The organism is Psychrobacter cibarius (genome assembly GCF_016107535.1).
Taxonomy (GTDB): domain Bacteria; phylum Pseudomonadota; class Gammaproteobacteria; order Pseudomonadales; family Moraxellaceae; genus Psychrobacter; species Psychrobacter cibarius.
The window spans coordinates 1-21,967 of sequence record NZ_JABASQ010000005.1 but is presented as its reverse complement, the minus strand read 5'-3'; the positions used below and the strand labels follow the sequence as shown (position 1 = coordinate 21,967).

Genomic DNA, 21,967 nt, shown 5'->3' with positions numbered 1-21,967 from the left:
CTCAACCTAGGCAAAAACAGCTATAATACTGTAACGCTCTTTATCAAAATGCTACGGCACCTTTATGACACTAAACTTGTTAAACAACTGTGCAGCCCATCTAGACTCTGACGCAACGTTGCCGCTAAAAGTCATGGAAAAATCAGCTGTGAGCTTATTTCCTGACAGTGGTAATGAAAGCAACAGCAATAGCGACCATGACAGTAAGCTCAATGACACATTGCGTCCGAATTTTTGGTCGCGCTTTGCATTGTCAGAACTCAATCATAGCGAATGGGAAGCGTTGTGTGATGGCTGTGGCAGCTGCTGCTTGATTAAGTATATTGACGAAGATGAGAATGGCGATGTGGATGAAGAGTTGGTCGAGTATACCGATGTGACTTGCCAGCTAATGGACTGTACGACGGGTTATTGTCAGCACTATGACACGCGTCAAGAGCATGTACCAGACTGTATTCAGCTGACCATGGACAATCTTCCGCAGATGATGTGGTTGCCTTCGCACTGCGCCTATAAGCGTTTGTATAAAGGACAAAATTTGCCAAGTTGGCATTTGTTATTGACCCAAGATGCAGTGGTAACGCAGCAACAAATGCGTGCTGCCAATGTTGGCGTGGCTGGGCGCTGTGTTTCTGAGACTGGTATGTCTGATGAAGCGATGGAGGAGCGGGTGATCAGCTGGGTTAAGCCTTGATAATACTGAGAGTTACTGACATTAGTGACGTTGGTATTATTGCAGGATAAAAGTATAGTGCTACTTGATGTTAATAAGAAACCTGAGCCGCAGATTTGGCTTTTGCCTCAGCATCTTCTTGCGTGTCAGCCAATGGCGGGATAGGAATGTCCTGACGAATTTGTTCAGAAAACTCGCGGCTGTTTTCGTTGCTATTAACGCCAGACTCTAGATTGATTTGATTATTGAATCCTTTAACCTTTGAGTTGATATGGGTACGGTCATACCATGTATCCATTGACCAAGGCTGTCCAGTCTTTTCTGGATTAGCGTCAAGCATACCGACATCATATAGATAATTTGGCAGCCAGCCAGAGACCCAAATACGATAATCCCACGGCAGGCGATCGCCACTGACGATACGCGCCATATAAAAAATGATATTGGTGCAATTACTGAGTAATGTGTTGTACCAAGCAGGCTTGGCATTCAATTCATCGGCAGCGGTTAAGTAAGATTCAAATAGTGACTTGACCTCGTGCTGCTGCAAGTTGCTAACGGGAAATAGATAAACTTGCTCGCCACGCGCATTCGTTCGGGTATAAATAATATCGCGCTCTTCTGCGGCAATCAGGCTCAGCTCATAGCGTCTAAAGAACCCTGCCAATGCCGAAAACGATTCGCCTTCTTCTTTACGAATCTCAAACGAGAAAGCAAGCGGTCTATCATCTTCAAAACGGAAACTAACCAACGTATGGGCAATCAGTGGTCCCATCCAGTAAGAATTGGTGACATCGACGCCAGATAGTTTGGACATATCAATGGTACGTGTGTCCCAGCGTTCGGTCGCCTCTGTGTCGGTATGCCAATCAAAGTTACGTACATTGGTTAGGGTCACTAAATCAGGATTGGTTGCATCGCGCTCATAAGAGACCCTTTCACTTACCTCAGCCATCCAGTCGCGCTCTTGTTGGGGTTCAATAGAAAAAAACCAGCCAACGCCTACCAACCAAATAGTGCCATATAAAGCGGTTAACCATTTATTTGCTGACTTACTACTTATGGTTGCTTCGTTGCTCCATGTTTTACTGCTGCGTTGTTTATGGTCAAAGCGCTGAGCTATTTTCGGGCAATAGCGAACGCTCAGTAAGGCTGTCAGTACACCAACAATGAAAATTGCGGTTAACCAAGTGATGGCAGAGCTTGCCCCAAACTGATACCAAATCGCCAGCAATAACCAGACGGCTGACAGTAGCAAGGTAATAGTGATGAAAAACTGTACAAGATAATATCGCCATGTAGGTGTCGGTTGGCGACCATTCGCAGTGTTGTTTTTTAAGCCGTGTCTATCCGAACCATGATTATTTGGCTCAAGCGTGTCCAAGCCGTTATCTGAACGATGGCTATGTGAGTGCGGCGTGAGCAGGCGAGAGAAAAGGGAACGTAGCGACATAGGGTGTGCTTTGGTGTGTGAAGGCTTTGACCATAGCAAAGTTTATAACGTACTGACAATACAATTTGAGTGAATTTATCGTTGAATGTCGGTGAGCCTTGCGCTAAAGTGAAGCATACTTTGATATGCTCTATTTATAATTTAATAATCAAAGATCTGTTTTATTTGCTGTATTCATCCCCATCTACGTCTGTTATTACGTATTATTGTTTTTACGTATTATTTTAATTGTTATTAACTAAAGAGGTTAAATCACATCACCATGTCTGACGACACTCCCAGCCCGAGTAGTTGGTCGATGCGCGGCTTAAAACGCTGGCTATCGACCGCCCCCGAAACCCGTGACGAATTGATTCGTCTGGTACAAGACTCGCGCCAGTTCTTAGAGCCTGATACCGTCGATATGTTAGAAGGCGTGCTGGATCTGCCTGCGACACAAGTGCGCGAAATTATGACTCCGCGTCCGCAAGTGGTTGGGCTGCACGAAAGCACCAGTCTCGCTGAGGTGATGGATATCATCCTTGAGACCACCCATTCGCGTTATCCTGTCTTTGACAGTCAAGATGATGATGCCGTCATTGGCATTTTATTGGCAAAAGATTTGATTCCTATTCTTGTGCATATGGTGCGCGATCAAGAAGATAAAATCGATAGCAAACGTTTGAGAGATCTGGTACGTCAGCCGCTATATATTAGTGAGACGGCACGTTCTGATACCTTGTTACGCTCATTGCAGCGTACCCAAGTACATATGGCGATTGTCGTCGACGAATTCGGCAACTTTGGCGGTGTCGTTACCATGGAAGACTTGCTTGAAGAGATCGTCGGCGACATCGTTGATGAGCATGATGACTTCGATGAAGACAGTGATATCAATAACATCGTCGCTGATCCTGAAAAGCCAAATACGTGGCGTGTGCAAGCGTCTACCGTGATTGAAGACTGTAATGATGAGCTTGGCAGTCATTTTGATGATACGGATGTCGACACCATGGGTGGTCTAGTCATGCAGGCGCTCGGTTATGTAGGTGATTTGGAAGGTGAAAGCGTGGTGATAGATGATTGGAAAATCACTATTACTGATGTTGAAGGGCGTTTTATCCAAAATCTTGAGCTCACCAAAATCAATCCTGATCAGCAAATATTGATAGGCAGTCATTGATGTGTCGATAGCGACCTAAACATTGTTTGATGTACTCAAAAAAACACGATTGCGGTCGTGTTTTTTTTGTGTTTGCTATTGGGTATTTGCTACGCAATGTTACCTATTAATGGGTTGAGACTGGTATCATGGGCGGGTTTAACTTTTAGATACTGTACAAAACACAATACGGTCTGCTTCAGCTTGGTTTTCATCTGAATGTTGACGCTTAAAATTTTGAAAAATATGGTTTTGGATAACTGCTATGCGCCTGTCTACTGTTGATTTACAAAAACGCCTGAACCCTGATAAGCCCAAGGGTTTGCCTATAGCGCTGACGGTATTGATTGCGTTGTTGGCAGGGTCGGTGTTTATATTTGCACTTGCGCCTTATGGCATTTGGCCACTGGCGCTAGTGTCGCCTGCTATTTTATACGCCTTACTGATGCCTGATATGAGTGGCAAGCGTGCTTTTCTTATCGGTCAGGCTTACGGTACGGGGCTTTGGTGCGTTGGTGCATTTTGGTTATACACCTCTATTCATGTTTATGGCGATACGCCAGCATGGCTTGCGCTGATTATGATTGCGCTGATGGGGTTAGGCATGGGGTTATTCCATGGCTTTTTGGCGTTGGTTTTCAACCGTATGGTCGGTCGTCAGCCATTATCGTTTGCGGCGCTATGGATACTCCAAGAGTGGCTGAAAACGTGGCTGTTCACTGGATTTCCGTGGTTGTTTGTTGGTTATGCCTTTACGGAGCAGTATTGGTTATCGTCATTAGCACCAGTCGCTGGCGTCTTTGCAGTGTCTTTTGTGGCGGTATTATTGGCAGCCAGTTTGGTTGAGCTATTGCGTCGCCGTGGCGGATATATGATTCCGTCGATAGCATTGTTGGTAATTAGCAGCGCGTTATGGTTGATGAATCCGCAATGGACGAAACCAAAAGGCACGCCTGATTTGTCCGTGTCCTTAATCCAAGGTAATATTCCACAAGATTTAAAATGGCTCACCGAATATCAAATAGAAACCCTGAAAATTTATGCAACTCTGACCAGTACTGAGTGGGATCGCGATATCGTCTTATGGCCAGAATCCTCGATTCCTATGTTTCAAGATGAAGCGATTGGTTTTATCAGTGAAATGGTTAAAATGGCCAAAGAAACAGATACCACGTGGGTAACAGGTATTCCTTATAGAGATTTAGAAAACTTTGACCCAAAAACGGATAAATATCCGCCATTTTATAATAGCGTGGTTGCGCTAGGTAGTGACGCTGAGGGCATGTATAAAAAGCAGCGCCTGGTACCATTTGGTGAATATATTCCCTTCGAAGGCATGTTAGATATCTTGCCAAACCTTGCTGGTAGTCAAGAAATCATGAGCTATAGTCGTGGTAGTGACAACCAATCACCGCTGCGTGTACGTGGTCATAATTTGGGCTCAGCAGTCTGTTATGAAGTGGCTTACCCTGATACCACTCGTAAAAACGCGATTGGCACGGACTTCTTATTGACCATCTCAAACGATGCTTGGTTTGGTACGTCGGCAGGTCCATTGCAACATCTGCAAATGGTGCAGATGCGCGCGCTAGAGAATGGGCGTTGGTTTATGCGTGCGACCAATACGGGCGTGACCGCGATCATCGATCATAAAGGTCGTATCGTCGAGCGTGCACCGCAGTTTGAGCGCACCGTATTGCGCGGTGATGTTCAGGCGCGGGTTGGTAATACACCTTTTATGAGCTTCGGTAATTATCCGATTCTCTTTATCATTACGCTGTTACTTGTCTTGAGCTACTTTGGTAAGCGTGGGATGCCGCAACCGCGTTTGGGTAAGTCGCTAAAATAACTGGCTATTATTACAAGTCATAATGAATCGCTAGAATGGGTTATGAGAATTAACCACAAAAGCGAGTGGCAAAGTTTGTTGATAATAAATCCTTTAAATACTTAAGGGTTTTAACAAATCGGTACGAATTGCGATATAATAGACCAATATTTTAAATATTTTGTGCAAGGTGGATAAGGTATGTCAGAACATATTGTCGAAAACAACCCTAAGAAAGAGTTCTTATTTGCTTTAGGCGGTGTTGCCTTATTTTTAGGTATCGTCTTACTTATTGGTATTTCTGGATTTTTGCGTCCAGCAGGCGAGCACATTACTGCTGAGACAACCGAAACGTCAGCGGCGGCTGATGAAGCAGAAGCGATTGCTGCTGAAGACACTGCGCCAGCTGAAACAGCACCTGTAGCCGCGGATGCTACAGCGACTGATACTGCTGCAGATGCAAGCGTCACCCCAGCGACCGATACTGATAGCGCTGTGGTTACCGCAGAAGCTGGTACTGCAACTGCTTCTGGTACAGTTAGTCAAACTGCGGTTGCAGATGCTGATCTAACGGCTGAGCAAGCAGACGGTGATTTGGAAGCGGGTGATACCACTGATGAAGCGGTAGCCGCACAGTAATATACGTAAGTCGATGCTACCTTTTTAAAGTACGGCTCGACAAACCGCTTCGCTTAAAGTCTAAGTATTTTTGCTTAAAACCTAAGTATTATGGCAATATTATTGTAATACCATAAGCACAACAGCGTCGTCATCACTGCCATTGATGCTAAAAATAAAAGCCCGCTTTCAGCCAATGATAGCGGGCTTTTTTGTGGGTGTTTGTGTAATTATTGACCAATTATTTCTTTACTTGATTATATCTAGGTGAAACAATGATGCGCCTATATGACCGCTTGTCGGGATAATTATATGTCTGGTCGTTAATACAGTGGTCTTTAAAGGAATAAAGTTATGAGTACAGAATCAAAGTCAGAGGTTAGTGCTACTGAATTGGCAGCACTAGATAATGGATTTATGGGGCACCCTAAGCCGCTCCGTCCATTGTTTTTCACAGAAATGTGGGAGCGATTCTCTTATTATAGTATCCGTCCACTATTAGTATTATTTATGGTAGCGACCGTCGGTAGTGGCGGTTTTGGTTTCGATGAGGTCACAGCTTCTGCTATCTATGGTATTTTTGCTGGTTCGTTATATTTAGCGGCAGTACCGGGTGGCTGGTTGGCTGATAATTGGCTCGGTCAAGAGCGTGCACTCTGGTGGGGTAGTATTATTATCGCCCTAGGTCATTTGTGTATCGCACTATCCGCTATGTTTGGGATGACGCTGTTTTTTGTGGGTTTGATGTGTATCGTTCTCGGTTCAGGCTTATTTAAAACCTGTATCTCCGTGATGGTCGGAACGTTGTACCCCAAAGGCGATGCACGCCGTGATAGTGGCTTCACTCTATTTTATATGGGTATCAATATTGGTGCGCTACTGGCTGCCCTTATCGTTGGCGTATTTAAAGAAAAAGGTATGTGGCATGTAGGCTTTGGTGTCGGTGGTCTTGGCATGTTAGCTTCACTATTGATTTATCGTTTTTCAGCTAAAAAAACCTTAAATCGTTATGCTCGTGCCAAAAACATTACGCCTGAATGGGAACAAACGACTGGACGTTTCAAAAATGTAGGTCGCTGGGTTGGCGGGTTTCTCGCGCTACTTGCTGCCATTACTGTCTTAGTGTCGACTGGTATTATGCCATTTAACCCTGAAATGGTTGCTCAGTATATGACTTACCTCATTGCAGCAGTCGTCATACTATACTTTGCTGTCATGTTTATCTCACCGCGATTGGACAAAACTGACAAGCTGCGTTTGTTAATTTGTTTTATCTTAATCATCGGCTCGACGCTATTTTGGTCAAGCTTTGAGCAGCAGCCAACCTCTTTTAACCTGTTCGCTGATCGCTATACAGACCTGAATGTTTTAGGCTTTGAAGTGCCTAGTATTTGGTTCCAGTCGCTTAATCCCTTATTTATTTTAATATTAGCACCGATCATCAGCATTGTCTGGGTCAAGCTTGCCAATCGAGGTCTTGAGCCAAATAGTATGGTAAAGTTTGCGCTTGGTATGTTGTTTGCCGCTGCAGGCTTTGCTTTGATGATATTTGCCTCAAAAAGCATTTTGACTAGCGATGGTGGATTGGCTTCACCTTTATGGTTAGTGGGTAGTTTATTATTACTGACTCTCGGTGAGTTGGCGCTCAGTCCTGTTGGTCTGTCTGCAATGACTAAGCTTGCGCCAAAAGGCATGCAAGGTCAGATGATGGGGCTTTTCTTTGCTTCTCTCGCTTTAGGTAATTTGGTTGCTGCGTTCTTTGGTGGTCAAGTATCAGCGGATAAGATCGAAGGGTTGCCGGGCTTATTTACGATGATGACGATCTTTTTGGTGGTCACAGCCGTTGTCTTATTGGCATTAGCCAAACCGATCAATAATATGCTGCAAAAAAGCGAGCGTGCAGATAAGCTGAGCTAATTCAGACACACGATTAACGTGATTTAGTATCAATAGCAATACCAGCAAAAATGTTAGATGGCGAGACGTGTTACCATATCGGTAGCACGTTTTATGGTGACACTTAGTAAGTTATTGCCCCCACGCTATTGAAAGTCCGCTTTCCGCCCAAACATTTAATGATGCTCTGCTGTAATGCTCCTAAAAATATTTAGCCTTATCTATCTGGTCATTGACAACATTTTAATTTTTAAGACATTGAGCGGCTTACGCAGGTTTAGATGCTGAGCATTCAATGAATGATGAATAACTAACGCTTAAAACAGTTTACTCGCTCAAATAAGACGACTATCCATAGTCGCCTCACAATATGATTTTTCCAAATCTTATTTTTTAAAATCAATAAGGACACCTTTTATGAATAAACAAAGCATCCACGATCGTATTGACAGCCTACGTCAGGCGTTGGTAGCACAAGATCTGACCGCGATTATCGTACCGTCTGCTGATCCGCATTTATCTGAGTATCTGCCAGAATATTGGCAAGCGCGCTTATGGTTATCAGGATTCACAGGCTCAGTTGGGACGCTCGTTGTTACCGCTGATTTTGCTGGATTATGGACGGACAGCCGCTATTGGGTACATGCCGCTGACCAATTAGAAGGTACTGGTATTAGCTTAGAGAAGCTTGCACCGGGTCAGCCAAATCATATTGATTGGCTCGCCGAGCATTTGGCTGAGGGGGATAGCGTGGCAGTCGACGGCAATGTATTGTCTATCTCTGAGCAAGATAGATTGTTGAATGCCTTTGATGCCAATGATATTACGTTAATCACTGAGCGTGACGTATTGACAGAAATATGGAGCGATCGTCCAGCGCTACCAACCGCCAGTCTATATCAACACGATGCGCAGTTTGTCGCGCAGTCTGCTACCTCAAAACTTGCCGCTGTACGCGCAGGTATGGCTGAGGCAGGCGCAACCCATCACTTGCTTTCAAGCCTAGACGATATTGCTTGGTTGACCAATTTACGCGGTGCTGATGTTGACTATAACCCTGTGTTTTTGGCACATATGCTCATTAGCGAACATGACGCGACATTGTTTATCGATAATAATAAAGTCAGTAGCGAGATAGCACAAATCTTAAAAGACAGCGGTATCACCCTTGCTGATTATGATGCTGTGCAAGATGCGTTGGGCACATTGACTGCTGATGACTTATTGCTATTAGACCCAAGTAAAGTGGCAGTGGGTACGTTATCTAAAATGGGCGATGGCATAGGTTTTATTGAGCAAATGGCGCCAAGTACTTTGCTAAAATCGGTTAAATCTGACGCTGATATCGACCATGTGCGTGAAGCCATGCGTCAAGATGGCGCGGCATTAAGTGAGTTTTTTGCCGCATTTGAGCAGCGTTTAGCAAACGGTGAGCGTTTAAGCGAGCTGGACGTTGATAGTATGCTCATCGAAGTGCGCAGTCAGCAGCCACATTATGTATCGCCAAGTTTCCCGACTATCGCAGGCTTTAATGAAAATGGTGCGCTGCCGCATTATCGCGCAACGCCTGAGAAATTTAGCTACTTAGATGTCAATGAAGGTGAAGGTGGTTTATTACTCATTGATTCAGGCGCTCAGTATCAAAACGGCACCACAGACATCACTCGTGTGGTCGGTATTGGACAGGTAAGCAGCGAACACAAACGTGACTTTACCACCGTACTCAAAGCCCATATTGCCTTAGCAAAAGCGCATTTCCCTGATGGTATCGCTTCACCACTCATCGATGCGATATGCCGTTCACCATTATGGCAGGCACAGATGGACTATGGTCACGGTACTGGTCATGGCGTTGGTTATTTCTTGAACGTCCATGAAGGTCCACAAGTGATTGCTTATAGTGCCAGCATGCCGAAAGAGCGTGCGATGAAAGAGGGCATGATCTCAAGTAATGAGCCAGGTCTATATCGTGAAGGCAAATACGGTATCCGTATTGAGAACCTGATGGTTAATAAACGTGTTGCCCAACCAGTAGAGACGGAATTTGGCGATTTTCTTAATTTTGAGACCGTTACCTACTGCCCAATTGACACCCGTTTAATTGAGTCATCATTATTGACTCAAATCGAAATTGATTGGTTGAATAATTATCATAGCCAAGTCTATGCAGAGCTAAAAGACCGCGTTGAAGGTGCGGCACTTGACTGGCTGACTGAGCGGACTAAGGCTATCTAAAGTAAACGCTCATATCGACGAATCTAAAATGAAAAAACCCCCGTAAAGTTTACGGGGGTTTTTTAGTACTAGGAATTTTTACTGAGGATTTATTGCTAAAAAGTGATGCGTAGGACGCAGCGTTTAGCTTGGTTTAGACTCTTTGTCAGTTCTTGCTTCATCTTCGCTTAGATTTTGAGTCACTTCAGCACGTAACCAAGATTTTAAATTCTCAGACATCAGCATCATTTGCTCACTGAGATAGTCATCAATTTGCATTTCCAACTCACGGATCATCTCTTGATGCGTGGTACTCAGTTTCGCATCTTTCAGTGCCAGTTTGATGGCGGCGCTGGCTTTGTCGTTGACCGCTTTTATGCTGTGGTCGTCATTGATATGCTTGTCATGAGCGACATTAGTATCTTCACTGATGGTTTTGTTCTCAGAGCTGGTAACAAAGTTATCATCAGCATTAGATTGCGTCGCAGCCGATTTTTCAACATTTTGATTTTTTTCAACCGTGTTATCAATGCTGAGCGATTCTGAATCGCTTGTATCATTGGTGTTCATAGCGATCGTTTTATCAGCAATATTCTTCTTCTCAGCGGCTATTTGCTCAGTTTTCTGTTGTTCTTTTTGCGCGGTATCTGCTACTTCACGAAGTTTGGCTGCTTCTTTTAACTTAGTATTTTCTTTAAGTGTGGCATCCTCTGCCGCTTTTACTTTTTGTTGTTCTTCTCGCTGCTGTTTTTCAGCAGTCGCTTGCTCTTCGGCCTTTTTGTCAGTAATGGCTTTAGCGATGGCTTGCTCCGCTTCATGGTTTTCGTAGAGCTCATCGATGTGGGTATCCAAATCATGAGTATTAAAGACAAAGCTTTCAAATGGGGTATCGTTTTGCAGTAAGGTGGTGATGTCTTTTAGCTCTTGGGTAATTGCTGCGCGAATAGGCTCAGGCGCACACGTCCAGCGCTGGTAAAACTGATGGGAAAATGAGTAGCTTGACATGGTATCGTCCATAAATGTTCCAAAAATTACCCCTTATCATACGCAAATACGATAAGGGGCTGCAAGTGGACAAACGTAGCAAATCTGACACCAAGGTTACAACGATCGATATGGTGAGTTTTATACCTTAATGATTCACGGGCCAGCGCGCAAATACTAACGAGCCATTGGTACCACCAAAGCCAAAGCTATTGGATACGGCATACTGTAGGTTTTCAACTTTGCGCGATTGATTGGCGACATAGTCGAGGTTACAGTTGTCTTCCACATTGTCCAAATTAATGGTGGGTGGCACATGCTGATGCTGTAGGGCAAGGACGGTAAATATGGCTTCAACAGCACCCGCGGCACCAAGCAAATGACCCGTCATCGATTTGGTTGAGCTGACCAAAATGCGGTCTTTAACTGGGGCAAAAACAGTTTCAATAGCAATCGATTCAGCGACATCACCCGCAGGGGTGCTGGTGCCATGAGCGTTGACATAACCAACACTCGATGGCTCAATACCTGCATCATTTAGGGCATTACGCATCGCTCGTGCCGCACCGCTGCCATCTTCAGGCGGTGCTGTGATGTGACTGGCATCATCACTCATCCCAAAGCCGACCAGTTCAGCGAGTATGGTTGCACCGCGTCCTTTGGCATGAGCAAGGCTTTCTAGTACCACCATACCCGCGCCATCACCGAGCACAAAGCCATCACGGTCTTTGTCAAAGGGACGCGAGGCTTTGGTCGGCTCGTCATTGCGAGTTGAGAGGGCATGCATGGCACCAAAACCTGATATGCCAAGTGGGCTTGATCCTTTTTCACTACCACCTGCTAGCATGACATCGGCGTCACCATAAGCAATCAAACGTGCAGCGAGCCCCATCGCATGGGTAGCGGTGGTACAAGCCGTCGATGTCGCAAGGTTGGGACCTTTTAAGGTATGTTTAATCGCCACTAAGCCTGCTGCCATATTCACAATAGAGCCAGGAATGATAAAGGGCGAAACTTTCATAGCGCCTTTTTCTCGTAGCGTATCGCGACTGTTTTCAATGGTTTGGATACCACCAATACCTGAGCCTAAAATAATGCCGAATCGCTCTTGATCGACATTTTGCACAGGTGCATCAGCAGCACTTACTTCATCGATAAAACCAGCGTTCTGTAATGCCATACTAGAGGCGGCAATACCATAATGAATAAATTCATCATAGCGTCGCGCGTCTTTGGCGTTCATATATTGCTTGGCATCGAAATCCTTGACCACGCCAGCAATTTGAGCGCGATAGCCAGTAGCATCAAAATGTGTAATTGGCGCGATGCCGCTATCACCATTGAGCAGCTTAGTCCATGAGCTATCGACGTCGAGTCCCAAAGGTGTCAACGCACCCATACCTGTAATTACGACGCGCAAGTCATCGCTACGCTCATAGTGCGGTGGTTTCTGACGCGGTTGATGCTCTGCTGTTGCGCTAGCATCATTGGTAGCTTGATCAGTGAGTGAACTGCTGTGTTGGCTCATGCGATATATCCTATACTTACGAGTCCTAAGAGGAGGGTATTTCAGAAATCATTATAAAACACATAAGTGCACGTGTGTAAACTAAAATTTGACCAGTCAGGCGAAACAAACCTGACCCAAAACCACGCCTTTACTGGCGCCAGTGACCGCTGGCAAATTACCCGTTTCACCTATTAGTGTTTGCCGTGCGAGCCACGCAAAGGCGACGGCTTCGATCCACGCTGGATTCAGTCCTAAGCTTGCGGTGGTCTCTACTGTGCAATGGGGCAGATGCGCTTGCAAGCGAGTCATCAAATAATCGTTTAATGCACCGCCACCACAGACGTAAACCGAGCTATTTTCATGAGCATTAATAAACATATTAATTTGCATACTGGCACTCATCGCTGTCAGTTCAGTGAGCGTTGCCTGCACATCCGCTGACGAATAGCGAATATGGGCAGATGCCTGATCGAACTTTTGCAGCTCATCCTGTAGCCAAGCTAGGTTAAAATCTTCGCGCCCTGTACTTTTAGGATAGCTTTTATGAAAAAAAGGATGTTCCAAAAGCTGATTAAGTAGCGGCTCAACCACTTGTCCAGACTGCGCCCAAGTGCCGCCAGCATCATAATCTTTATCAGTATGTAATGCCGTCCACGCATCCAACAATAAATTGGCAGGACCCGTGTCATAACCAATCACAGGACTATCGTTTGCTGGCAAGACAGTGATATTGGCAATACCGCCTAAATTTAATAACACCCGCGTGCTATCAGGCGTGGCAAATAACGCTTGATGAAAAGCTGGAACCAATGGCGCTCCTTGACCACCAACCGCCATATCGCGGCGGCGAAAATCGCTGACGACGCTAATGCCAGTACGATCAGCAATGATATTGGCATCGAGCAATTGCAAGCTAAAGCCCATTTGTGGACGATGACGCACGGTTTGACCGTGACAGCCAATTGCCAGCACCGACTCTACATCGGTATTGGACTGCTGTAATAAATTATTGACCACGTCGCTGGCAAATTCAGCGTATTCCTTACTGGCCCAGCCGAACCAGTCTAATTCGCTGTTTGGTTCACCCACTGTTGGTACCAATTCTTGCACACCATTAGGCTGACATAAAGCCAATAACACTTCACGCAGGCGCGGCGGGAAATCCTGACTACGAGTTGCTAATAGTCGCATGGGTTGTTGAGTATTTCCTTCACCACCGAATTGACAAAGCACGGCGTCCATACCATCTAAGCTGGTGCCAGACATCATGCCGATATATAAGCCATCATCGAAGTTTTCAAACACCGTTTGCTCAAGCGCATCGGTCAAGGTGGCATAATTTAAGTCGTCAATATGCGCTAAGCTATTTTCTAGACCATTAGCCAAAGTGTTATCTAAATTATTATCATAATTTATACTCGAATGAGTATTAGCATTGGTATCAGCAATCGATGTAGGGTTGGTCATGGCAATTTACCTTAAAAAACGCTAGTATATCTGTCAAATTCTAACATCTTTTACCGGCTACGAAACTTTAATCCCATTCCCAAAAACCAGAGTAGTGATAAATGAGTTCAAGTACTACATTTAATAGATAGTAGACTAAACGAGTTTGACGCTGCTAATCGTATTTTTTTGGCTTGGTATAAATAGCCCAAACGCTTTACCCTTTAAATAAAGACAATAAAGAGAGCATCATGACCACTCAAACTTATACCCTAGAAGAACAACTTGCCTTAATCCAACGCGGTACGCAAGAAATCCTATCTGAAGAGGATTTGGTTAAGAAGTTAAAACTGAATCGTCCGCTACGTATCAAAGCAGGCTTTGATCCCACCGCGCCTGACCTACATTTGGGTCATACCGTGTTGATTAATAAGCTGAAGCATTTTCAAGATTTGGGTCATGAGATTTATTTTCTAATCGGTGACTATACCGCCAAGATTGGTGATCCTTCTGGCAAAAACAGCACGCGTCCGCCATTGACCGATGAGCAAATCAAAGTCAACGCGCAGACTTATGCGGAACAAGTCTTTAAGATTTTGGATAAAGAAAAAACCAAGATTGTCTTTAACTCTGAATGGTTCAAGGATATGTCAGCGGGCGATATGATTCAGCTTTCTAGCCAGTTGACCGTCTCACGCATGCTTGAGCGCGATGATTTCTCTAAACGCTACGCGGCGCAAACGCCAATTGCCATCCATGAGTTTTTATACCCGTTGGTGCAAGGTTATGACTCTATCGCACTAAAAGCCGACGTCGAGCTTGGCGGTACCGATCAAACTTTTAACATCCTGATGGGACGCACCCTGCAAGGTCGTTACGGTCAAGAGCCGCAAGTTTGTATCACGGTGCCAATCTTAGAAGGACTAGACGGTGTTAATAAAATGTCTAAGTCACTTGGCAACTATGTCGGCATTTACGATGCGCCGGGCACCATGTACCAAAAACTGCTGTCGATGCCAGATACTTTAATCCGTCGTTACTTTGAATTTTTAAGCTTTAAGCCGATGGAAGAAGTTGAGGCGTTAATGGCTGAGATGGAAAACGGTCGCAACCCACAAGAAATCAAACGTATTCTTGCTGAAGAATTAATTGAGCGTTTCCATGATGCCGATGCGGCTGCTAATGCGCACAAATCAGCGGGTAACGTACTTGCTGATGGTGAATTGCCAGTCGATTTACCAGAAGTGACGTTAGAGTTAGAAGGGCAGGACGCATTATTTATCACGCAGATATTAAATCAAGCAGAGCTTGCCAAAAACAGCTCATCTGCTAAAGATATGATTAAACGCGGCGCGGTAAAAGTAGATGGCGAAGTGGTTGATGCGGGCTTTAGCTTAACTTCTGGTCAGACAGTCGTTATCCAAGCAGGCAAAAAGGCTTATGCGAAAGTGACAGTGGGATAGGTTAAAGACAATTCTTTTATAAAGTTTAATTTAAAATAGGGCTATAATATTAATTATAGCCTTGTTTAACTCTAAAAGGATATTCTAGGAAGTTATGACAAATCGTCAATTAGTGAGACATTCTCCAATAGCATTGAGTCATTACCGACAACAGATGTCGCTATCTGTAGATTTGCTTGCCAAAAAAACCTCCATTCCTTCTAAAAAAATTGAAAGTGCTGAGGTCGAAAATAATGTTTTCACAATTAAACAGCTCAATAAATTAGCTGACATACTTCTAGTACCAGTTTCTTATTTAACTTTTGATTCAGTCATTAGTCGTGAATTACCTAAAGTCATTGATTTTAGAAATAAGTATGAAGATATATCAGGAGAAGATGAAGAGCAAAGTTATCAATTCCAAAAAGTAGCTCAGGAAGCATATATCGACAGAGACAATCTATTAAGTATTTATGAGTCTTTAGATGAAAATATAAGTACTTTTGGTTTAAATCTCTTAGGAAGTAATGCACAGCACGATGCACAATTAATCATAGATTTCTTAAATTTAGAGGAAGAAAATCTTTTAGAGTCAGGCTCTGATTATTATAAGTCTTGGCGTACTATAGTGGAAAAAAATGATGTAATTGTTTTAGAGAAATCAAATCCTTCTTTAAGCTCAGAAGGTATGTCTTTGTACTATGATAAATTACCTATCATAGTGATTTTAACTACGGGACAGTCACCCGCACGTCGACTTTTTACTCTAATACACGAACTGGTACATTTAGGTTTGAAGCAAAGTGCTTTGGACGGCAACTTGATATATTCTAACTATACTGAAGAGGTTTATTGTAATGAGGTTGCAGGATATGTTTTAGTCCCTAGTTCAATTGTCTATAAATATTACTCTTCGAACTTATCTCTAAGTGAGAACATACTAGCAATTCGAAAAGTTACTAAGGCTAGTCGACCAGCTGTTGCTATTCAGCTTAAACAATTAGGTTTAGTAAAACAAATAGAGCTTGAAGACTACCTAAAAAGCCTTCAAGTTGAAAACTCTGGAGGTTTTGGGGTTAAGAAGAGACACACCACATATAATCATTTTGGTAAAGTCTATTTACAGCAAGTATTTTCAGCTATTTGGAAAGAAGAGCTAACTATTAATTCTGCAATGGACTTGCTGAGAATTCCTAATCGTATTGAGGATTTGAAGTACTTAGAAGATAAGGCGTTTTCTTGATGATAAGAGTCTGTTTAGATACTAATGCTATTATTGATATTTGCTATCGATATTATCCTATTGAAATATTTAAAACAATTTGGGATTCGCTTTTAAACTCGATATCTGCTGGACTTATTAAATTTGTCGTTTCTGAAGATATTAGACAGGAAATTTACGGTCGAGTAGGGCTTTTCGATGGGTATTCACCTATAGTTTTGGATGATTTTTTCAAATCATTCAACATTGAAGTAATAAGAAAGACGACATATCAAACTCAACTTTTATCTCTACAAAATCAAATGATTGAAGAATTACCATTCTTTCAGAACATGAAGGTAGAGAGGCGTTTAAAGAAGGTTAATGGGATTAGTAATGATCTATCTAATATAGCTGTTGCTATAAGCAAAAATGCTTGTGTTTTGACAAGTGAGCAAGGGTTTAACAAAGATATATCTAAAGAATTAGTAGGTGACATAAAGATACCTGATACATGTAAATATAAAAGCATAATATGTTATACATGGTTAGATTTATTTAATTACCTCGGAATCGATAAAATTTAATAAGAAAATGATTTTATGACCCAAACCATCCCCCAAGGTATTTACCGCCATTATAAAGGCAGCCTTTACCAAGTATTGCATACCGCTCAGCATTCAGAAACGGAAGAATCACTAGTTGTTTACCGCTGCCTATACGGTGAGTATGGCGTGTGGGTACGACCATTAGCGATGTTTACTGAAACTGTTGAAGTTGATGGTAAGGAAGTAGCTAGATTTGAGTTAGTTAAAGTATTAGCTGATTGATATCTCAAAATGTTTAAAATTTATTGCCCATATAAAAAAGCGACCCGTTAAGGTCGCTTTTTTATATGGATGAACAACTAATCCTGTAAAAACCCTTTTAATACTTTATAAAATCCAACAGGCTCATCCATTGGTACCGCATGACCTGAGCGCGGCAACACGACCTCAGTGGCATTAGGTAGCATTTGGGTGATTTTTTGCTGCCATTTAGCATCATATAGCTTTGAGCGCCCGCCAATCAGATTGACCACTGGAATGGTGACCCGCTCTAAAGCGCCGCGAAAGTCATAGGGTAATGTTAAATAAGCTTGTAAGCAGCGCATCTTATGATGCCAAATACTATGATCATAAAGCGCAAGTTTGGGGTCGTTTTTATAGGTCATCACTTGTATAAAGGCTTTTGAGCGTGTGCGATTGACGGATAATAGAGAAAACAGCCGTTCGACATCCGTTGCACGGCGTTTCAGGGCAAAAGGCAGATGGGTAAAGCTTTCGATGTCAGCATAAGGCAAAGTCTTATCAATTACCTCATGAAAGATATCGAATACTTCTTGCTGGCGCGTGCCAAACAAGCCACCTTGCCAATCAGGCTGATTATGGATAGCAGGACTTTGGTCAATATTCAAATAACGGCTGACTTTCGCGCTGCCATAACGCTCAAAATACGCCCATATTACTTGCGCACCCATCGAAATAGCGGCAACAGGCAAGGACTCTATATTGCGCGCTAAGCAAATTTGCTCAATGACGACACTGATATCATCGGCATACTGGCGCACAAAATCAAACTGGGTCAGCTTGATGTCTTTTGCCGCGCCAAATCCTCGCAGGTGCGGCAGATAAAATGCATATTTGCCAACCAAAGGAAAAATAAATGGCAAAAATTCACGTGCATCCATGCCATAAGCGTGTAGCAGCAGTACGGGTTTGCCATTGCCTATGACAGATACGGGTAGTAATGTACCGTCAGTCAAAGCGATATTAATCGTTTTTAACTGGTAGTTAGCAGGCAAGTTAATTAAATTTTTCTTCATAAGGCAGTATACCTTGTTTTCACTAAGCAATTTTATAAAGCCGATTTAGCCGAAATGCTTTATTGTGGAATTATTTATGCCACTAATGAAGGACTACTATATTAAAATAGGTAACTGACCATAGCATAAAATTTGTTAAGTGTTGAAAGCAGTTGAGCGGTAAAAGTAGCGACTTGTTATAGACTTTGACCAATCGAATCAAACGTCAGCAAGTAAAATATAAGGATATTAAGGTATGAACAAGTCGATGTTACCATTGCTCGATAGCAGCCTATATCCACAAATCTGGCAGCAGAAAAAATTTACCAATCCGCAGGCGTTACTGTTAGCAATGCTTACGGCAGATATCACGGCAGATGCCGACGCTTTCACAAAGCAGCTGTTAAAAAATGATACTTATCAAGACTGGATTAATAGCAGCGTGTTTGGCCGCTATCTGCACCGTAATTTTACGGCGTTCTCTCAGCAAGCAGAAGACAGCTTTAATGCAGATATGCCTTTGCTATTTCGTCAGGAATTAATGCGGCACGCGCAGTATTTGCCATTAGAGCAGGTATTGTTTTTTGCAGGTGATATGCCAAAAGGCGTGCGCCAGATAAAGGTTTTAAGCACAACGGTTAATCCTGCCACCGCCATCATCAATGCTCAGAAGCTAAGTGCAAAAGCTACCATCAATAATCCGACCATGATTATCAATCAGATAGTGATTACTGGTAAGCAAGTTTTAGGATTTCCGATACGCCACAATAAACGAACTAGTGAGCGCTTGCGTAATGAGGTATTGATTTTAGATTTTCAGGATTTGCGCTTGGTCAATGAAGAGAGTATCAATACCAAAAAAAGAAGCAATATAGAGGAATCTATATTGCTTCGGTCTTATGAATTACGTTAATGAGCCAAACGGTCGGTTAAGCGTTTAAGAATCTTGCTTAGCAATCGTTAGACCATTATAGGTTTGCGCAACCGGCATGACTTCTAAACGATTAACGTTAATATGGGCAGGCGATTCAATCAGCCATAATAAAATATCGCCAATATCATCGCCGGTCATGGTTTTAAAGCCATCGTAAACTTGAGCAGCTTTATCGTCATCACCATGATAGCGCACGTTTGAAAACTCAGTGCCCGCCACATTACCCGGTTCAAGGTTGGTCACGCGCACTTGCGTACCGATGAGATCCGCACGCAGGTTTAAGCTAAACTGTTTGACAAAGGCTTTGGTCGCGCCATAAACGTTACCGCCAAAGTAAGGCCAGCTACCTGCGATTGAGCCCACATTAATGATATAACCACTATCGCGTGCGACCATCGCTGGCAACACTGCATGGGTCAGCGCCATTAAACCTTTAATATTGGTATCGGTCATACGCATCCAATCATCAAGACTGGCCTTGTGCGCAGGCTCGGTGCCAAGTGCTAGCCCAGCGTTATTCACCAAGACATCGATTTGCTTGAAATCAGCCGGCAAATCCGCAATGATTTGCGGGATAGTCGCCGTGTCACTGACATCCATGACCACAGGTAAAAATGCCTCGCCCAAAGTTTCTGCTAGCGCATTAAGCTTATCAAGGCGTCTGGCACAGCCAATCACTCGATGACCATTGGCCACCAAACGCTCAGCCAGCGCTTTACCGAAACCCGCGCTTGCGCCTGTAATCAATACGTTCATCTTATATCCTTATCATTGATGTTCTGTACACATTTCAAATGGTTTTATAATGCCGGCTTGCCACGGTTTATGGGCGTTGTCTTATTTGTTAAACAACTGCTTACCAAAGATTTTATCGCCAGCATCGCCCAAACCTGGGATGATATAACCATGTTCATCTAAATGGCTGTCTAGTGCAGCGGTATAAATGGTCACGTCAGGATGTGCTTCATTGACCACACGTACGCCTTCAGGTGCCGCAACCAATACCAATGCTTTAATATTAGTACAGCCATTTTTCTTTAACATCTCGATGGTCGCGACCATTGAGCCGCCAGTGGCTAACATTGGGTCAATGATAAGGGCTGGGCGTTTGTCCATATGGCTGACAAATTTTTCAAAGAACGGCACAGGTTGTAAGGTTTCTTCATCACGTTGCAAACCGACGACAGAAATCTTAGCAGTAGGGATCAAGTCGAGCACCCCATCAAGCATGCCAATACCCGCACGTAAAATCGGTACAATCGTTGCTGTCTTACCGATGATTTGCTCACCAGTGATTTCACCACACCAGCCTTGCATTGGGAAGGTTTCGATTTCAAAATCACGGCTTGCTTCATATGCCATCAAGCGTGCAAGCTCTTTGGTCAACGTGCGAAACTTATAAGTGCTACAGTCTTTTTCGCGCATAAGGCTGAGTTTATGACGGACTAACGGGTGATCGATGACGGTGATTTTTAAGTCGCTCATAAGGTTTCTCTTGGTTTTTGGTCTGATGCGTGCGCAATTACTGCGGTTGCCATTAGTATAAAAGATACAAACACTTACTGCACTTCAACCTTATATCTGTCTCACAAATAGTAAGCTTGCTACTTTGATAATAAAGTAAGCTAAATATATTTATGGCAGGGTTGGTTTTATTTAAGCCGACTATGTTTGACTATAATAGCACCCTAATAAATGAAGCAGTGTTTAGGCTTGCTATGATAGCAAAAAAACCGCTTTTCTGATGAAGAATCTTATGACTACACAACCATATCACACCCAGAATAATACGCATCAAACCGATAACAGCTGGATATTATCTGAAGCCCAAGCAGCAGAGGTAGAAACGCATCCGTTCGCTCCCGTTTTACCACCTAATGCTACGGTAATGATGATGGGCACTTTTCCGCCGACCGCTGATAAATGGGCAATGCCATTTCACTACCCAAACTTTTACAATGACATGTGGCGTATTTATGGCAGTGTATTTTTTGACGATGTGGATTACTTTCGGGTAGGCGAAGAAAAACGCTTCGATCCTGAGCGTATTCGCGCCTTTATGTTTGAGCGCGGAATTGCTTCTTGTCCAACGGTCCATCAGGCTATTCGTGAAACGGGCAATGCCTCAGATAAGAACTTAACCGTCGTCACACCCGTTGACCTAGATAGTATATTGCCACAAGTGCCAAAGGTTGAAACCTTATTTACCACGGGCGGTAAAGCAACAGAAGTGCTGCTTGGTTTATTAGCCGAGCCACCTGCTAAATCCAAGTATCCTAAGACCAATCAAAGTATGGATTATCCTTACCAATGGCAAAACGATCACAATCGAAAAGTGGATGTAAATAATCTTACCTTATATAGGTTGCCTTCAACGTCACGCGCCTATCCTTTAGCCTTAGATAAAAAAGTCGCTGCTTATAAAGAATTCTTCAAAAAGATAGGCAAGCTGTAATGTAAAGTTGCCATTTATAGAAAGATGTAAGAAATTTTAAGGGGAAAAAGCTATCCTTGCTCAAAACCCCATATACTACTACCCGATTGAAGCAAAAGTAGCGTCGCCATTCTGCCAATTTAGTCTAATCACCAAGATTATTCAAATTAAGATAAAATAGCCCTTGACTAAAGATTCAAACCCTCTATAATACGCCCTCATCAAGACGAGCTGGAAGTTTATATGTCAATTACATATAAATAACCCAATTCACTTGAAGAAACAAAACATAAAAAAGCTTGACAATTCAAATCATTATGATAAGATAGTCGGCTCGCTAGATAGCTTGA

The 21,967-nt window shown here is 43.3% G+C and carries 19 protein-coding genes; 12 read left to right on the top strand and 7 right to left on the bottom strand.

Features of this window, described 5'->3' with window-relative positions; all coding sequences use genetic code 11:
* Window positions 1-220 precede the first annotated feature (220 nt).
* Window positions 221-694, top strand: coding sequence for a YcgN family cysteine cluster protein (locus tag JFC08_RS05235; RefSeq protein WP_227678987.1), 474 nt, complete (start codon window positions 221-223; stop codon window positions 692-694).
* Window positions 695-764: 70 nt separating this feature from the next.
* Here the strand turns inward: JFC08_RS05235 and JFC08_RS05230 are convergent, their stop codons facing one another.
* On the bottom strand, window positions 765-2,126 hold the full coding sequence (locus tag JFC08_RS05230; RefSeq protein WP_198329981.1) for an Lnb N-terminal periplasmic domain-containing protein: 1,362 nt from the start codon (window positions 2,124-2,126) through the stop codon (window positions 765-767).
* A 262-nt stretch (window positions 2,127-2,388) separates the two neighbouring features.
* On the opposite strand from JFC08_RS05230, the gene JFC08_RS05225 reads away from it, so the two are divergent.
* The 5 genes from JFC08_RS05225 to JFC08_RS05205 all read left to right on the top strand — a co-directional run bounded on the left by JFC08_RS05225 (window position 2,389) and on the right by JFC08_RS05205 (window position 9,844).
* Window positions 2,389-3,288 (top strand): CBS domain-containing protein, encoded by a 900-nt coding sequence (locus tag JFC08_RS05225; RefSeq protein WP_045445952.1) that lies wholly within the window; start codon window positions 2,389-2,391, stop codon window positions 3,286-3,288.
* A 244-nt stretch (window positions 3,289-3,532) separates the two neighbouring features.
* Window positions 3,533-5,116 carry an apolipoprotein N-acyltransferase gene (lnt, locus tag JFC08_RS05220; RefSeq protein ID WP_198329980.1) on the top strand — a complete coding sequence of 528 codons (1,584 nt, stop codon included), beginning with the start codon at window positions 3,533-3,535 and terminating at the stop codon, window positions 5,114-5,116.
* Between the two features lie 180 nt (window positions 5,117-5,296).
* Window positions 5,297-5,734 (top strand): hypothetical protein, encoded by a 438-nt coding sequence (locus JFC08_RS05215; protein WP_060491940.1) that lies wholly within the window; start codon window positions 5,297-5,299, stop codon window positions 5,732-5,734.
* 333 nt (window positions 5,735-6,067) lie between these two features.
* On the top strand, window positions 6,068-7,630 hold the full coding sequence (locus tag JFC08_RS05210) for a peptide MFS transporter (RefSeq protein WP_198329979.1): 1,563 nt from the start codon (window positions 6,068-6,070) through the stop codon (window positions 7,628-7,630).
* A 396-nt stretch (window positions 7,631-8,026) separates the two neighbouring features.
* Window positions 8,027-9,844, top strand: coding sequence for an aminopeptidase P family protein (locus tag JFC08_RS05205; protein WP_198329978.1), 1,818 nt, complete (start codon window positions 8,027-8,029; stop codon window positions 9,842-9,844).
* 123 nt (window positions 9,845-9,967) lie between these two features.
* On the opposite strand, the gene JFC08_RS05200 is transcribed toward JFC08_RS05205, so the two are convergent.
* The 3 genes from JFC08_RS05200 to JFC08_RS05190 all read right to left on the bottom strand — a co-directional run bounded on the left by JFC08_RS05200 (window position 9,968) and on the right by JFC08_RS05190 (window position 13,784).
* A complete protein-coding gene (locus tag JFC08_RS05200) occupies window positions 9,968-10,840 on the bottom strand; it encodes a cell envelope integrity TolA family protein (RefSeq protein WP_198329977.1) in 873 nt (290 codons plus the stop codon).
* Window positions 10,841-10,955: 115 nt separating this feature from the next.
* The gene (gene fabF, locus JFC08_RS05195) at window positions 10,956-12,335 is read right to left on the bottom strand and encodes a beta-ketoacyl-ACP synthase II (RefSeq protein ID WP_198329976.1); all 1,380 of its coding nucleotides are present in this window, start codon (window positions 12,333-12,335) and stop codon (window positions 10,956-10,958) included.
* Window positions 12,336-12,431: 96 nt separating this feature from the next.
* Complete coding sequence (locus tag JFC08_RS05190; protein WP_198329975.1) at window positions 12,432-13,784, bottom strand: anhydro-N-acetylmuramic acid kinase; 1,353 nt, start codon at window positions 13,782-13,784, stop codon at window positions 12,432-12,434.
* 230 nt (window positions 13,785-14,014) lie between these two features.
* Here JFC08_RS05190 and tyrS point away from each other — a divergent pair, with 230 nt between their 5' ends.
* The 4 genes from tyrS (at window position 14,015) to JFC08_RS05170 (ending at window position 17,236) form a co-directional block, all read left to right on the top strand.
* Complete coding sequence (gene tyrS, locus JFC08_RS05185; RefSeq protein WP_198329974.1) at window positions 14,015-15,226, top strand: tyrosine--tRNA ligase; 1,212 nt, start codon at window positions 14,015-14,017, stop codon at window positions 15,224-15,226.
* 94 nt (window positions 15,227-15,320) lie between these two features.
* Window positions 15,321-16,448, top strand: coding sequence for an ImmA/IrrE family metallo-endopeptidase (locus JFC08_RS05180; RefSeq protein ID WP_198329973.1), 1,128 nt, complete (start codon window positions 15,321-15,323; stop codon window positions 16,446-16,448).
* Window positions 16,448-16,993 (top strand): DUF4411 family protein, encoded by a 546-nt coding sequence (locus JFC08_RS05175; protein ID WP_198329972.1) that lies wholly within the window; start codon window positions 16,448-16,450, stop codon window positions 16,991-16,993. The genes JFC08_RS05180 and JFC08_RS05175 overlap by 1 nt, the downstream gene beginning before the upstream one ends.
* A 15-nt stretch (window positions 16,994-17,008) precedes the next feature.
* Complete coding sequence (locus JFC08_RS05170; RefSeq protein WP_198329971.1) at window positions 17,009-17,236, top strand: DUF1653 domain-containing protein; 228 nt, start codon at window positions 17,009-17,011, stop codon at window positions 17,234-17,236.
* A gap of 77 nt (window positions 17,237-17,313) precedes the next feature.
* Here JFC08_RS05170 and JFC08_RS05165 read toward each other — a convergent pair whose 3' ends face one another.
* Window positions 17,314-18,270, bottom strand: coding sequence for an alpha/beta fold hydrolase (locus tag JFC08_RS05165; protein WP_198329970.1), 957 nt, complete (start codon window positions 18,268-18,270; stop codon window positions 17,314-17,316).
* A gap of 235 nt (window positions 18,271-18,505) precedes the next feature.
* Here JFC08_RS05165 and JFC08_RS05160 point away from each other — a divergent pair, with 235 nt between their 5' ends.
* Window positions 18,506-19,162, top strand: coding sequence for a hypothetical protein (locus tag JFC08_RS05160; protein ID WP_198329969.1), 657 nt, complete (start codon window positions 18,506-18,508; stop codon window positions 19,160-19,162).
* Between the two features lie 24 nt (window positions 19,163-19,186).
* Here the strand turns inward: JFC08_RS05160 and JFC08_RS05155 are convergent, their stop codons facing one another.
* Both JFC08_RS05155 and upp read right to left on the bottom strand, forming a co-directional pair.
* Window positions 19,187-19,939: an SDR family NAD(P)-dependent oxidoreductase gene (locus JFC08_RS05155; protein ID WP_198329968.1), complete on the bottom strand. Its 753-nt coding sequence runs from the start codon at window positions 19,937-19,939 to the stop codon at window positions 19,187-19,189.
* 81 nt (window positions 19,940-20,020) lie between these two features.
* A complete protein-coding gene (upp, locus tag JFC08_RS05150) occupies window positions 20,021-20,668 on the bottom strand; it encodes a uracil phosphoribosyltransferase (RefSeq protein WP_045445969.1) in 648 nt (215 codons plus the stop codon).
* A gap of 403 nt (window positions 20,669-21,071) precedes the next feature.
* Between upp and JFC08_RS05145 the strand changes: the two genes are divergently transcribed.
* A complete protein-coding gene (locus JFC08_RS05145; RefSeq protein ID WP_420825208.1) occupies window positions 21,072-21,638 on the top strand; it encodes a DNA glycosylase in 567 nt (188 codons plus the stop codon).
* The last annotated feature ends 329 nt before the right edge of the window (window positions 21,639-21,967 follow it).

What these genes read in the sequence shown, in the direction of transcription:
- JFC08_RS05230 (WP_198329981.1), bottom strand. Translation starts at nt 2,126, where the DNA reads ATGTCGCTACGTTCCCTTTTCTCTCGCCTGCTCACGCCGCACTCACAT.
- JFC08_RS05225 (WP_045445952.1), top strand. Translation starts at nt 2,389, where the DNA reads ATGTCTGACGACACTCCCAGCCCGAGTAGTTGGTCGATGCGCGGCTTA.
- lnt (WP_198329980.1), top strand. Translation starts at nt 3,533, where the DNA reads ATGCGCCTGTCTACTGTTGATTTACAAAAACGCCTGAACCCTGATAAG.
- JFC08_RS05215 (WP_060491940.1), top strand. Translation starts at nt 5,297, where the DNA reads ATGTCAGAACATATTGTCGAAAACAACCCTAAGAAAGAGTTCTTATTT.
- JFC08_RS05210 (WP_198329979.1), top strand. Translation starts at nt 6,068, where the DNA reads ATGAGTACAGAATCAAAGTCAGAGGTTAGTGCTACTGAATTGGCAGCA.
- JFC08_RS05205 (WP_198329978.1), top strand. Translation starts at nt 8,027, where the DNA reads ATGAATAAACAAAGCATCCACGATCGTATTGACAGCCTACGTCAGGCG.
- JFC08_RS05200 (WP_198329977.1), bottom strand. Translation starts at nt 10,840, where the DNA reads ATGGACGATACCATGTCAAGCTACTCATTTTCCCATCAGTTTTACCAG.
- fabF (WP_198329976.1), bottom strand. Translation starts at nt 12,335, where the DNA reads ATGAGCCAACACAGCAGTTCACTCACTGATCAAGCTACCAATGATGCT.
- JFC08_RS05190 (WP_198329975.1), bottom strand. Translation starts at nt 13,784, where the DNA reads ATGACCAACCCTACATCGATTGCTGATACCAATGCTAATACTCATTCG.
- tyrS (WP_198329974.1), top strand. Translation starts at nt 14,015, where the DNA reads ATGACCACTCAAACTTATACCCTAGAAGAACAACTTGCCTTAATCCAA.
- JFC08_RS05180 (WP_198329973.1), top strand. Translation starts at nt 15,321, where the DNA reads ATGACAAATCGTCAATTAGTGAGACATTCTCCAATAGCATTGAGTCAT.
- JFC08_RS05175 (WP_198329972.1), top strand. Translation starts at nt 16,448, where the DNA reads ATGATAAGAGTCTGTTTAGATACTAATGCTATTATTGATATTTGCTAT.
- JFC08_RS05170 (WP_198329971.1), top strand. Translation starts at nt 17,009, where the DNA reads ATGACCCAAACCATCCCCCAAGGTATTTACCGCCATTATAAAGGCAGC.
- JFC08_RS05165 (WP_198329970.1), bottom strand. Translation starts at nt 18,270, where the DNA reads ATGAAGAAAAATTTAATTAACTTGCCTGCTAACTACCAGTTAAAAACG.
- JFC08_RS05160 (WP_198329969.1), top strand. Translation starts at nt 18,506, where the DNA reads ATGAACAAGTCGATGTTACCATTGCTCGATAGCAGCCTATATCCACAA.
- JFC08_RS05155 (WP_198329968.1), bottom strand. Translation starts at nt 19,939, where the DNA reads ATGAACGTATTGATTACAGGCGCAAGCGCGGGTTTCGGTAAAGCGCTG.
- upp (WP_045445969.1), bottom strand. Translation starts at nt 20,668, where the DNA reads ATGAGCGACTTAAAAATCACCGTCATCGATCACCCGTTAGTCCGTCAT.
- JFC08_RS05145 (WP_420825208.1), top strand. Translation starts at nt 21,072, where the DNA reads ATGATGATGGGCACTTTTCCGCCGACCGCTGATAAATGGGCAATGCCA.